At 65.2% G+C, this 12,761-nt stretch carries 13 protein-coding genes; 1 reads left to right on the plus strand and 12 read right to left on the minus strand.

The window, feature by feature from the left end; genetic code table 11:
- Positions 1–18 precede the first annotated feature (18 nt).
- The 10 genes from LB532_RS01340 to rsfS form a co-directional block, all read right to left on the minus strand.
- Positions 19–1,275 (minus strand): D-amino acid dehydrogenase, encoded by a 1,257-nt coding sequence (locus tag LB532_RS01340; protein ID WP_140566787.1) that lies wholly within the window; start codon positions 1,273–1,275, stop codon positions 19–21.
- Positions 1,276–1,399: 124 nt separating this feature from the next.
- Complete coding sequence (locus LB532_RS01345) at positions 1,400–1,942, minus strand: nucleoside-diphosphate kinase (RefSeq protein ID WP_140641239.1); 543 nt, start codon at positions 1,940–1,942, stop codon at positions 1,400–1,402.
- A gap of 14 nt (positions 1,943–1,956) precedes the next feature.
- On the minus strand, positions 1,957–2,379 hold the full coding sequence (gene rnk / locus LB532_RS01350) for a nucleoside diphosphate kinase regulator (protein WP_140641237.1): 423 nt from the start codon (positions 2,377–2,379) through the stop codon (positions 1,957–1,959).
- Positions 2,380–2,654: 275 nt separating this feature from the next.
- The gene (gene alr / locus LB532_RS01355) at positions 2,655–3,794 is read right to left on the minus strand and encodes an alanine racemase (protein ID WP_140641235.1); all 1,140 of its coding nucleotides are present in this window, start codon (positions 3,792–3,794) and stop codon (positions 2,655–2,657) included.
- Positions 3,795–3,885: 91 nt separating this feature from the next.
- Positions 3,886–4,407 carry an RNA pyrophosphohydrolase gene (locus tag LB532_RS01360; RefSeq protein ID WP_140641456.1) on the minus strand — a complete coding sequence of 174 codons (522 nt, stop codon included), beginning with the start codon at positions 4,405–4,407 and terminating at the stop codon, positions 3,886–3,888.
- A gap of 30 nt (positions 4,408–4,437) precedes the next feature.
- The gene (locus tag LB532_RS01365) at positions 4,438–5,613 is read right to left on the minus strand and encodes a divergent polysaccharide deacetylase family protein (protein WP_140641232.1); all 1,176 of its coding nucleotides are present in this window, start codon (positions 5,611–5,613) and stop codon (positions 4,438–4,440) included.
- 198 nt (positions 5,614–5,811) lie between these two features.
- Positions 5,812–7,143, minus strand: coding sequence for a S41 family peptidase (locus LB532_RS01370; RefSeq protein ID WP_181168618.1), 1,332 nt, complete (start codon positions 7,141–7,143; stop codon positions 5,812–5,814).
- A gap of 1 nt (position 7,144) precedes the next feature.
- Complete coding sequence (locus LB532_RS01375) at positions 7,145–8,494, minus strand: murein hydrolase activator EnvC family protein (protein ID WP_140641230.1); 1,350 nt, start codon at positions 8,492–8,494, stop codon at positions 7,145–7,147.
- A gap of 167 nt (positions 8,495–8,661) precedes the next feature.
- Complete coding sequence (gene rlmH / locus LB532_RS01380; RefSeq protein WP_140641228.1) at positions 8,662–9,144, minus strand: 23S rRNA (pseudouridine(1915)-N(3))-methyltransferase RlmH; 483 nt, start codon at positions 9,142–9,144, stop codon at positions 8,662–8,664.
- A gap of 75 nt (positions 9,145–9,219) precedes the next feature.
- A complete protein-coding gene (gene rsfS / locus LB532_RS01385; RefSeq protein ID WP_135902362.1) occupies positions 9,220–9,597 on the minus strand; it encodes a ribosome silencing factor in 378 nt (125 codons plus the stop codon).
- A gap of 242 nt (positions 9,598–9,839) precedes the next feature.
- Here rsfS and LB532_RS01390 point away from each other — a divergent pair, with 242 nt between their 5' ends.
- Positions 9,840–10,691 (plus strand): mechanosensitive ion channel family protein, encoded by an 852-nt coding sequence (locus tag LB532_RS01390; protein ID WP_140641226.1) that lies wholly within the window; start codon positions 9,840–9,842, stop codon positions 10,689–10,691.
- Here LB532_RS01390 and LB532_RS01395 read toward each other — a convergent pair whose 3' ends face one another.
- Positions 10,692–11,990: an MFS transporter gene (locus tag LB532_RS01395; RefSeq protein ID WP_140641224.1), complete on the minus strand. Its 1,299-nt coding sequence runs from the start codon at positions 11,988–11,990 to the stop codon at positions 10,692–10,694.
- A 101-nt stretch (positions 11,991–12,091) separates the two neighbouring features.
- Positions 12,092–12,679, minus strand: a complete 588-nt coding sequence (locus LB532_RS01400) for a nicotinate-nucleotide adenylyltransferase (protein WP_140641454.1) — start codon at positions 12,677–12,679, stop codon at positions 12,092–12,094.
- Positions 12,680–12,761: the final 82 nt, after the last annotated feature.

The following is a 12,761-nucleotide window of genomic DNA, read 5'->3' on the forward strand; positions in this document are numbered from 1 at the left end:
GATGGCGAGCGAGCGGCTCTATTTCAGATAACGCTCCTGTGCCAGCGCGCGGGCGTCGATATCGGGCACTTTGTTCGAGATGATGTCGGCCAGCACCTTGGCCGAGCCGCAGGCCATGGTCCAGCCGAGCGTTCCATGGCCGGTGTTGAGGTAGAGATTGGAAAGCTCCGTGCGCCCGATCAGCGGCGGCCCGTCCGGCGTCATCGGTCGCAGCCCGCACCAGAACGTCGCCTCCCGCATGGCCCCGGCTCCCGGGAACAGGTCGCCGACCGAGTGTTCGAGCGTGCGCCGTCGCGATTCGTGCAGCCTGAGATCGAAGCCGGAAATCTCGGCCGTGCCGCCGACGCGGATGCGATCGCCGAGCCTCGTGATCGCGACCTTGTAGGTTTCATCCATCACCGTCGACACCGGTGCGGCGGCGGCATCCTTGATCGGCACCGTGATCGAATAGCCCTTGACCGGATAGACCGGAATCGGCCGCTTCATCCGGCGCATGAAGTCCGCCGAATAGCTGCCCAGCGCCATCACATAGGCGTCGGCGGTCAGCCAGCCCTTGCTGGTGCTCATATTGTTGACGCGGTTGCGGCTGCGGATGACGCGCCATATCGTCGTGTCGTATTCGAACTTGACCCCGCGTGCCACGCAAAGCTCGGCCAGCCTGTCGGTGAACATCTTGCAGTCACCGGTCTCGTCGCCCGGCAGCCTCAGGCCGCCGACGAATTTTTCGCGCACCGCGGCCAGAGCCGGTTCCGCCGCGATGCAGCCGTCCTGGTCGAGGATTTCGTAGGGCACGCCATATCTCTTCAGCACCTCGACATCGCCTGATGTGCCGTCGAGCTGCTTTTGCGTGCGAAACAGCTGCAGCGTGCCCTGCGTCCGCTCGTCATAGGCTATGCCGGTCGCCTCGCGCAGCGCCTTCAGCGTGTCGCGGCTGTACTCGGCCAGCGGCACCATGCGCGATTTGTTGACCGCGTAGCGTTCGGCGGTGCAGTTGCGCAGCATCTTGACCAGCCACGTCCACATATGCGGATCGAAGGCCGGCCGCACCACCAGCGGACCATGCTTCATCAGCAGCCATTTGATGGCCTTAAGGGGGATACCGGGCCCGGCCCAAGGCGAGGCATAGCCGGGCGAAATCTCGCCGGCATTGGCGAAGCTGGTTTCCAGTCCCGGCCCTTTCTGGCGGTCGATCACGGTCACCTCGTGGCCAGCCTCGGCGAGATAATAGGCCGTGGTCACCCCGATCACGCCACTGCCCAGCACCATGATTTTCATTCATTCACTCCTTGCCGCGCCGAGCGTCCTCAGGACGCCCGTGGACGCGGCCGTATTTTTCGGTTTGCGCATGATCCCAAGCGAAAATCGATGTCGATCTTCGAGACCACGCGCTGTTGCCCATTCACGCCGCCGAGGGACCGGGGTCGTCTTCTTCTGTCTGCCGCATTCCGGCCGTCTCGCCAAGAGGCCGCCAATCGGCTGCGGCACTGTAGACGAGCCTGAGCCCGTGCGGTCGCCGCGCGTCAGCTTGGTCTTTCTGCCTGATCGTGCGCCGGGCAGCTTCCGGCTGGTAGAGCACGGCCTTGATCAGGATCGACTCCCGCCTGCCGTCGGCATGTTCGACCATTGCCGTCTGGCCTTGCGCCATGCCAAGCATGCAGAGCCCGCGCCTCGTTGCGACCGACAGGCTGGAGCCGACCGGCCCGCGCACCTCGTGCTGCACCAGGGTTCGCGTCTCGGCGGGACCGGCATCGACGCCGAACACCACCCTGCTGTTCAGCGTAACGATGTCGGGGCCGACCGAATCGATCGGCACGACATCGGCGCGTGAAAGCTTGTGTTCGAGCATGCGCACGATCGGATCCGCGAATGCCCGCCGGCGCTCCAGCATGACTTCGAGGACGGCGAAGTCCTTCGTCGTCAGGCAGCAATTCGTGCTCGTCATCACCGCCTCCGCCATCAAGCTCGTTGCGGGCCGGAAGCCGGCTCATCGACGGCCTCGACGGTCACTGACAGTTCCCGACCGCCACGACCGTTCCAGCAAACCGCCTGCCCAACGCTGGCGCCGATGAGCGCGGTTCCCATCGGCGTCAGCACCGAGATCCGGTTCTCGGCGATGTCGGCCTCACCCGGGTAGACCAGCATGATGCACTGGGCGTCGCCGCTTTCGCCGCGCACGATCACCGTCGAACCCATTCGCACCACACCGGCCGGCATCGCCGCCGCGCTCCTGACGACGGCCCTGTCCATTTCCGAAAGCAGCTCCTCGGCCGTCTCGGGCGCGCGATCGAGCAAAGCCCTCGCCAGGCCCGTCAGCCTGTCATGGTCGGCGTCGCTGATCAGAATATGGCTGTTTGGACGCAGTTCTTTTGCGTGTTGCATGGCAAACCTCATGGATCGGCGCATCGAGCGGATGCGCGCCTGCCGGCGCGCTGGCGGCGGCGTGATGAAAGGCCGGCAGCCGCGAAGGGCTGTTCGACTTGATGGCGATTGTGGATGTATGGATGCCCCGGTACGGACGGACGCCGGAAGGCGGCCGCGCCGGGGCTACGATCCCGCGATCGGGCAGACCCTGAAGAAGGTTTTGATATAAGCGAGCTTGCTCATGTGCCAAAGCTTGCCGAATGGCACCCGCTTGTCAAGCGCGGCCAAACCGCTCAACCGCCCAGATAGCGCCGGTGAAAACGCGTTCCGAGGCTGGCCAGGATTTCATACCCGATGGTGCCGGCATGGTCGGCAGCATCGTCGACGCTCTGTGAGGGCCCTAGCAACTCCACCAGGTCGCCCTCTCCGAGCCGGCCGGGCGGCAAGGCGGAAATGTCGAGAATGATCGAATCCATCGACACGCGCCCGAGGAAAGGCAGGCGCACCGCCTCGAACCATGCGGCCGACGCGGAGCGGCGCAGCCAGCCGTCCGCATAGCCGAATGAAATCGTCGCCAGGCTGAGCGGGCCCTGCGCATGGTAGCTGTGCCCATAGCCGACGCCAGTGCCCTTTTGGACACTGCGCGTCTGCGCCACCTTGGCCTGCAGCCCGACCACGGGTAGCATCGGGTTGGATTCGCCAGGCGTCGGGTTGATGCCGTAGAGGGCGGCACCGGGCCGGGCGAGATCGCAATGATAGGGCGGGCCTAGAAAGATACCGGAGGAGTTGGCAAGCGAGGCCGGCGCCACGGGTAGCATGGCACGCAACCCCTCGAATGCCAGCCTCTGCTGTTCATTGGCCGGGTGGCGCGGTTCATCGGCGCAGGCCAGGTGGCTCATTACATATCTGACGTCGATGCCATCGAAAGCGCCGACATCCCCGGCCACCGCCTCGACCTCGGCTGGCGCCATCCCAAGCCGCGACATGCCGCTGTCGACCTGGACGGCAGCCGGGAGCCGGCGCCCGGCGCGGTGTGCCGCTGCGCGCCAGGCTTCCAACTGTGCGCCACTGTTGATGACGGCGCACAAGCCAGCCGCCACCGCTTCCGGCTCGGAACCCGGCGGCAGCCCGTTCAGCACGTAGATGTCCGGTCCGGCCCCCACCGCCTTGCGCAGCGCGATACCTTCGGACAGCAGCGCCACGAAGAAGATGTCGCAGCCTTCCTTCATCAGCGCCGATGCCACTTGCGCGGCGCCGAGACCGTAGCCGTCGGCCTTGACCACGCCTGCGCAGCGCACGCCACCCAGCCGCGCCTTCAGCCGCCGGTAATTTTCGCGGACCGCGCCAAGGTCGATGGTGAGGATGGCCCCGGCAGCAGCCTCGCTTGTGGCGTCGGCTTCCTCGGGCAGCGATCTTTTGGGGGCGTCGTGCATGGCGGCCCTTCTGTGACGGATGGACATCAATAAGACGGTCGAACCGGGGCGGCAACCGGGGGCGTTTGAACCGGCGCCGCGGCCCGTCCAGCTATGGCACAAGGTGACGGAACGCCGTCACCACGTCTTCATAGACCTTGCGCTTGAACGGCACGATCAGGTCGGGCAGCTCCTGCATCGGCCGCCACGACCATTTGTCGAATTCGGCGGTGTGGCCGCCGGGCGGCGGATTGATCTGGATCTCGCTGGTATCGCCATGGAAGCGGAAAGCGAACCATCGCTGCGTCTGGCCCCGATAGCGCCCCTTGAAGGCGACGCCGACCAGGTTGTCCGGCAGATCATAGTTGATCCAGTCCGGCGCCTCGGCTAGCAGCGAGACGCTGCGCATGCCGGTCTCCTCATAAAGCTCGCGCTCCGCCGCCTGCAGGGGCTCCTCGCCCTTGTCGATGCCGCCTTGCGGCATCTGCCAGAGCTGCGTGGTGCCGGCGAATTCACTGTCCGGCTCGGCGATGCGATGGCCGACCCAGACCAGGCCCTCGTCGTTGAGGATCATCAGCCCGACACAGGGGCGGTAGGGCAGCGTCTCGCGGTCGACCTTCTTCGTCTTCGGCATCATTCAGTCTTTCAAGCTGTTTCCCGGTGGCTAGCCCTTTTGCGGATCGACCGCCACCGCTGAAATCGGCACGATCTCGATGCCGCGTTTCTTGGCCTCGGCCGCCCATGACGACACCGTATCGACCGTCAGGTCGAAAGCGGAGCCGATGCCGACCGCAGTGCCCTTGGCACGGGCGGTCGCCTCCAGGCTGTCCAGTTTCTTCAGGATGGCGCCGCGATCCTGCACGGCGTCGATCGCCGTGTCTCCGGCGACGAAGGGCACGCCGTCCTTCAGCGCCAGATCCGGCGCAAGGCTGCGTGCCGACGAGCCGTCGTCGATATAGGCGAGCCCGCGCTTGCCGAGCTCGGCCATGAACGGCCCCATTGCCGCCGGGTCGGCGGAGAACCGCGCGCCCATATAGTTCATAACACCGGTATAGTTCGTCGTCCGCGACAGCGCCCAGTGCAGGCTCTTCAGGTTCTCTTCGGCGCTCGCCGCCACCGTCAGCGTGTTGCGCCCGGGGTTGACGTTGGGATAGTCGAACGGTTCGAGCGGCACCTGCATGACGATCTCGTGGCCGCTCTGCCGGGCGGCCTGCATCCAGCGGCCGATGCTGTTGCCTTGCGGCGCGAAGGCCAGCGTCACTTCTGCCGGCAGCTTGGCAATGGCCGCCTGGGTGCCGGTCTGTGAAACCGCGAGCCCGCCGATGACGATCGCCACGCGGGCGCCGCGCGCGCCAGACCATGGCCGCGCATAGACATCGAAGGGCCGCCTTCCGTCGGCGGCGCGCATCGGCAAGGGGCCGGCATCGCTGGCCTCGATCAGCGCCCTGTCGGGAATATGCGCGATCTTCAGGTTTTGGCCGATGGTCGACGGATCATGGATGACGATTGCCGCCTTGGGCGGACCATCGCCTTCCTCCGTCTGCACATGGATGATCTGCGGGCCTCCGGGCTTGGCCGGCATTTCCGCCTTTGGCGTCGTGACCGGCGCCAAAGCGGACGGCGCAGCGGTCGGCTCCGGCACCACTTTCGGGGTCGAAACGGCGACTTCCTGGGGCTTGCGGAATGGCTTGTCCCTGAGCGCGATGGCGCCGGAGACGCCGACAATCGCCAGCACGACGAACGCAGCCACGAGCGCACCCGCGCTGACCTTGCCGGCGGTGCGCGGCGGACGGACAGTCAGCCCGAGCGGTCGTTCGATGTCCTTGCCGATATCAGCCAAGCCCTGTCCCCGTCCGCATGGCTTCGAACATGGAACCCTTTCGAAGAGACATGCGCGAATTCTTCATCCCGGCGCACCCCTGGCGCCCTGTATCGAGGGATTCGCCTTGCCCCCGAATCAAACTGCCGGAACCTTTCGGTCCCGGCAGCATCGCATTGCTTCCATCGGGCGGCCAGATCCGTTGTTGGCCGCCACCTGTTACTGGTTGAGGACGGCCTTCTGCGGATTGGGCGGGAAGGACGGATCGGTCTTCTGGCCGCGCAGAAGCTGCTCGGCATAGATGAGCTGGAGATCGTCCTTCGGATCCGGCGGCACATAGGCTGCCGAGCCCGAACCGGTCGAGCTCTCGTCGGCACCCTTGATGTGCCCCTTGAGGTCGGATTCGCCACGCGTCAGGTCCCTGCCCTGCAGTTCCGGCGGCAGCGGCTGGTCGACCTTGATGTCGGGCGTGATGCCTTTGCCCTGGATCGACTTGCCGGACGGCGTGTAATAGAGCGCCGTCGTCAGCCTGAGCGCGCCATTCTCGCCAAGCGGGATGATGGTCTGCACCGAACCCTTGCCGAAGGACTGCGTTCCGACCACCGTGGCGCGGCGCAGGTCCTGCAGCGCGCCGGCGACGATTTCGGACGCACTGGCCGATCCGCCATTGACCAGCACGATCAGCGGCTTGCCGCCGATATCGTCGACCTGCTTGGACTTGGCGTCGAAGCGGGTGACATCCTTCGGATCGCGGCCGCGCGTCGACACGATCTCGCCGCGGTTGAGGAAGGCGTCCGATACGCTTACCGCCTGGTCGAGCAGACCGCCGGGATTGAGGCGCAGATCGAGCACGTAGCCCTTGAGCTTGTCGTTCGGCACCTGCTTCTTGATGGTGTCGATGGCATTCTCGAGGTCGTCATAGGTCTTTTCGGTGAAGGAGGTGATCTTCATGTAGCCGATGTCGTTCTCGACCCGGAACTTGACCGCCTTGACCTTGATGATGTCGCGCACCACCGTCAGCTCGATCGGCTTGTCGGCGCCCTGGCGCAGGATGGTGAGCTTGATCGGCGTGTTGACCAGGCCGCGCATCTTGTCGACCGCATCGTTCAGCGTCAGGCCGCGAACCTCCTCACCGTCGATCTTGGCGATGTAATCGCCGGCCAGCACGCCCGCCTTGGCGGCCGGCGTATCGTCGATCGGCGTGATCACCTTGACCAGGTCGTTCTCCATGGTGACCTCGATGCCGAGGCCGCCGAACTCACCCTTGGTCTGCACGCGCATGTCCTGCGCCTGCTCGGCGTTCATGTACGAGGAGTGCGGGTCGAGCGAGGCAAGCATGCCGTTGATGGCGTTCTCGACCAGCGATTTGTCGTCGGGCGGCGTCACATACTGCGCCCGCACCCGCTCGAAGATATCGCCGAAGATCGCCAGTTGCTTGTAGGTCTCCGACCCCGCAGCGTTCGCTGCCGAGCCGGGCGCGCCATAGACCAGGCTCATGGCGGACGCGCCCATCAGCGCACCGGCAAACAGAAGCGACAGTTTCCGCATCATTTCACGTCCTTCCAGAAAAACGGTCCGCCCACCATGGGGCCGGATCGACGGGTTTTCCATCCTTGCGGAACTCGACATAGAGCTCCGGCGTGGCATTTCCATTCTTCGAAGCCGAGGTGCTTGCCACCCGGGCCTCTCCCATCGCACCGACCGGCTCTCCTGCGAGCACTGATTGGCCGGTGGCGACGCTGATTCTGCTCATCCCCGCCAGGACGACATGATAACCGTCGCCGGCATTCAGGATCAAGAGTTGACCGTAGGAGCGAAACGGCCCCGCATAAAGCACATTCCCATCCGCCGGCGCGGTGACGATGGCGCCCGATTGTGTCGCAACCATGTCCCCGAGCATCACCGCGCCGTTACCGTCTTCGGCGCCGAACCTGCGTTTGATGCGGCCGATGACCGGCAGCGCGATCTGTCCTTGCAGCGCCGAGAAGGGTGCCGCCGCGGCAAGCCGGTTGGCTTCGGGGACCGGCAGCGACGCCGTCATGTCGCCGCCCGCCTTGTCGCCGCCGGCTTGGCCGGCATCCGCGGCCTTTGCGGCATCTGCGGCCTTGCGGTTGCGTTCGGCCTGCGCTTCGAGCGAGGCGATCAATTCCTTCAGGCTGCTGGCCTTGGCCGCGAGCGCCTCGGAATGCTGTCGCTCGGCCGACAACTGCGCCTGCGTGTCGGCTTCGAGCTTCTGCTTGGCTTCCAGCAGCATGCCGAGCCGCTTCTTCTCCGCCGTCTGCTCGCCCACCGCCGCCGTCAGCCGTGCCCGCTCGGCCTCGATCGAGGCCGTCACCCTCGTCTGCTCCTTGAGGTCGGCCAGGAGCCTGTCGGTCTGCTGGCGCAATTCAGGCACCACGGCGCCAAGCAAAATGGCGCTGCGCACCGACGACAGCGCGTCCTCCGGCTTGACCAGGATCGCCGGCGGCGGGTTCAGCCCCATGCGCTGCAATGCGCCCAGCACCTCCGCCAGCACGTCGCGCCGCGCCATCAGCGAGGCGCGGATCTTCTGCTGCTGGGTCTTCAGCCCTTCCAGCTTGGCGCCGATGTCCTCGATGTCCTGGCCAAGCTTCTGCTCGGTCATCGCCGACTGGATCAGCGCGGCGGTGATCGAGGCGTGGTCCTTCTTGACCGCGGCGATGTCGGCGGCCAGCTTGGCCAGCCGCTCGGACGACAGGTTTATCTCCTTGGATATCTGTTCGTATTCGGCACGGCTCTGGTCCGGATCGGGGGCCGTGTCGAGCGTGTTCTCGGCCCACGCGGCATTGAGCGACAGGATGACCACCGCCGCCGCGATACCGCAGCGCGCGCGCCAGGAGCCCGCTGTCGATGAGCCCGTCGTCGATTTCCAGCCTTCAGCCATGCGGGATGGACTCTATCTGCGGCTTCGTTAACGAACCATCAACCATATTAATGCGCATCGCCCAAAACTGTGCAGCGGTTTCGCACACCGGTGAGCAAAATAGGGAAAGCCGGCCCGAAGCCGTGATCTTGCGCGGCATTGGGGCGGAATTCGGTGCGATGCGACCTTCAGGCTCTGTGATAGGGGTGGCCGGACAGGATCGTCGAGACCCTGTAGAGCTGCTCTGCCAGCATCACCCGCACCAATTGGTGCGGCCATGTCAGCGCACCGAAAGATATTACCAGCTCGGCCTGGCTGCGCAGCGACGGATCGTGGCCATCGGCGCCGCCTATGGCCAGCGCCAGCGCCCTGCGGCCGGCGTCGCGCAACTGGCCGATGCGGCCGGCGAAATCTTCCGAGGACAAGTTCTTGCCGCGCTCGTCGAGCAGGACCAGCGCCGAGCCGGGCTGCAATTGGGCCTGCAGCCTCGCGCTTTCATCGCGCCGACGTTCATCGGCGTTCTGGGCGCGGCCTTCGGTGATCTCGGCGATGCCGGAGAATTCGAGGCCGACAGCCGGGCCGCTCTTGGAGAAACGCTCGAAATAGCGGTCGGCGAGTTCTCTCTCGGGGCCGCTTTTCATCCGGCCCACGGCATGAACGGTAATCTTCATCCTAGCCTCAGAGGGCCGCCGATGCGTGTCGCCCGAAATCGTCCTGGAACACGGCACGCATCCAAACCAACCGGCTCAGTGCAAGGTCTCTTCCTCGAGGTCTGGCGCCTGCCACATCTTTTCGAGATTGTAGAATTCGCGGACTTCGGGGCGGAAGACATGGACGATGATGTCGCCTGAATCGATCAGGACCCAGTCGGCGCCGGACAGCCCCTCGACGCGCGCCGTGCCGAGGCCGGCATCCTTCAACGCCTTGAGGAGATGGTCGGCAACAGCCGAGACATGACGGTGCGATCGGCCCGACGCGACGACCATGTAGTCGCCGAGGCTCGATTTTCCCTGAATGTCGATTGAGACGATGTTTTCGGCCTTGGAGTCTTCCAGACTGGCAAGGACTGTCTTGATGGCGCGGGACACGGCGTCGTTTACGCTGATCCCGGCCGGCGAAGGCACGATGTCGGCCTTCTTCCGCAGTGCTGTTCTCAGTGTATTTCCTTTCGCAGCAAGAACAACCAAATCACCCCTGAAAGCAGGTGACACCGCTTAGATAGGCAGAGTTCCGTTGCAGTTTCAAGACGGAGCCCTGCTTCCATGCGAACTCATTGAGCCCCCGCTTGTTCCGCGCGACACGCAAAAGATCGGAACCCAGGTGTTCCGCAGGGGTTATCGGCTGATTGATCAACCGGAATCCCATTATGCCGATCGACCCGCAAAATGCCCTCCTGACCGTCCAGGCGGGGCTCTCGCAGCTCAGCGCACTCATTGTCTCCTATTCCCTTTCGGCGGTCGGCGCCGTCATCCTTCTGGTTGTCGGCTACATCGTCGCCGGCTTTGCCGAGCGTTCGATTTTTGCCGGCCTGGGCCACATCCATGGCTTTGACCAGACGCTGCGGCACTTCTTTTCCAAGATCGTCCGCTACGCCATCCTCGTCCTCGTCGTCATCATGGTGCTCGGCCAGTTCGGCGTGCAGACGGCCTCGATCATCGCCGCGATCGGCGCTATCGGCCTGGCCATCGGCCTGGCGCTGCAAGGCACGCTGCAGAACATTGCCGCCGGCATCATGCTTTTGGCATTGCGGCCGTTCCGCATGGGCGAATCCGTCGAAGTCGGGTCCATTGCCGGCTCGATCGAGGAAATCGGCCTTTTCGCCACCAAGCTCCGGAGCGCCGAAGGCGTCTACATCCTGGCGCCCAACTCGACGCTGTGGAACCAGCCGGTGCGCAATTTTTCGCGCAACGGCGTGCGGCGCGGCGACATCACGCTCTCGATCGGCTCCTGGAACGACATCGACCGCGCCCAGAAGACGCTGCTTGCGATCGCCGCCGCCGAGCGCCGCATCAGGCGTGAGCCGGCGCCGACCGCCTTTGTCGCGGCATTGGGCGAAAGCACCGTCTCGATCACCTTGCGTTACTGGACATCATCGGCGGATTTCTTCGCCGCCCAGGCCGATCTCACCAAGCGGGCCAAGCAGGAGTTCGACCGCGAACGCATATCGATCCCGCTGCCGCCACCGCAGGCCCCGGCGCCCGAAACCCGCCGGCAATAGTCAATCGCTCCTCTGCCGGTGCTGTTCGTCCGGCGCGAAGGCGAGTTCCACCGGCAGTGGCGCCTGCGCCGTCATCGGCGCGAAGTTGCCGGTTTCGGTTGCCGGCACCGGCCGCGTGGTGAACACGCGCAAAAGCGCGAACAGGCAGAAGACGCAGGCGATGACCACAGTCACATAGATGAAGGCCTGCGTGCCGAAGGCGGCCGACAGCGCGGTCACGATGCCCGGCACGATGAAGCCGGACAGCGACCAGGCAAACAACAGCGAACTCGACAGCGCCACCATGTCGTCCTTGCCAGCGCGGTCGGCGGCGTGCGCACTGGCCAACGAGTAGATCGATTCCGAGGCGCCGTCCCACATCACATAGATCACCAGCAGCATCGCCAGCGTACCGCCGTCGAAGCCGAGCGCAAACATCCCTGCCGCCGCCGCGATCGCGGATGCCGCGACCAGCACATAGCGGCGATCGGTGCGGTCGGAAATCCAGCCGAGCGGAACCTGCAGGATCAGTGTGCCGAGCGGCATCACCGACAGCAGCAGCGCCACGTCGGCCTGGCTGTACCCCTTCGCGGTGGCGTGGATCGGCGCGAAGCCGGAAATCGACATGGACAGGCCACCGACCGCCAGCATGCCGGCGACGCCGACCGGCGAAATCCGCCAGGCCCGGCGCAGCGCCACCGATGCCGCCTGTGGCGCCGGCGGTTGGGCCAGCCGGGTCATCCCGACGGGCAGGATGGATAGCGCGGTGAAGGCTATGCCGATCAGCGATGCATCCGCCGTCCTGATATCGACCAGCGCCAGCGTCGCATAGCCGATGCCGAGCCCGCCGACATAGGCAACGTAGAAGACGGCCATTACCCTGCCGCGTATGGCGTTGGCGACGGCATCGTTGAGCCAGCTCTGCGCGACGATGAAAAGCCCGCATATGGCAAAGCCGTAGAGCGCGCGAGCCGCGATCCACAACAGGGGGTGCGGCCCGGCGCCGATTGCGGCATTCGACAGCGCGATCAGCGCTGACAGCACCATGAAGGCGCGGGCATGGCCAACCCTGCGCACCAGCGGTCCAGTCAGGATGCAGCCGGCAAGACCACCGGCCGACAGGCCGGTGACGATCAGACCGGCCCAGGTCGGATCTAAGCCTTCGACGCCGAGCCGGACGGGGATGTAGGCGAACATCAGCCCGTTGCCGATGGCGATCAGCGCCATCGACACCACGACGCTGGCAATCGCGATCAGCGGCGTGGGCGTGTCGCCGTGCCTCGGTTCCGCTTCGGTTTGGTTTTTCACGAGAGTGGTCATATCAGCGCAAGATCATCCATTCGATGACGAAAGGCCGCCGCAAAAGCGACATTGCCGGACTTGCCTTCCTTCCTTGCGAGGAAGGGCGCTGTGCGTGACGATCAGCCCTTCGCCTGCTTGCGGATGGCCGTCGACGACAGCGACGAGCGCGGCCCGTGGATGAAGGTCCACGCGGGCGCCTTCATGCGCGCGAGCCTTGGCGCATCGCCTTCGTCGACGCGGGCATAGTCGAAGGTCTTGGCCACGACCGACGACAGGAACGACAGCGTCGCGCCCGGACGGTCGATGACCGCGATCGGGAAAGTCATGACGATTTCGCGCCAGCGCTGCCAGCGATGGAAATCGCGCAAGCTGTCGGCGCCCATGATCCAGACGAAGTCGACGCCGGGATTGCGCGCCTTGACCAGCGCCAGCGCATCGGCGGTGTAGCGCACATGATGCGCCGCTTCGAAGGCGGTGACCTTGATTTTCGGGTTCTTGGCGATCCGTTCGGACAGGCGCAGCCGTTCGGCCAGCGGCGCCAGCTCGTGCGTGTTCTTCAGCGGATTGCCCGGGGTGACCATCCACCACAACTGATCGAGCGCCAGACGCCTGAGCGCGATCTCGGCGACCAGCGCGTGGCCGGCATGCGGCGGATTGAACGAGCCGCCGAACAGGCCGATGGCAAGGCCTTTGCCGGCATGCGGCATTTTGAGATAGCTGGACGGGATAGGTTGCTCAGGCAGGGAAAGCATTCGCTAGGCACCCCCCTCCGTCCTGCCGGAGATCGGC

The sequence above is a fragment of the Mesorhizobium sp. ESP-6-2 genome (assembly GCF_020164675.1).
In the GTDB taxonomy this organism is placed as follows: Bacteria; Pseudomonadota; Alphaproteobacteria; order Rhizobiales; family Rhizobiaceae; genus Mesorhizobium.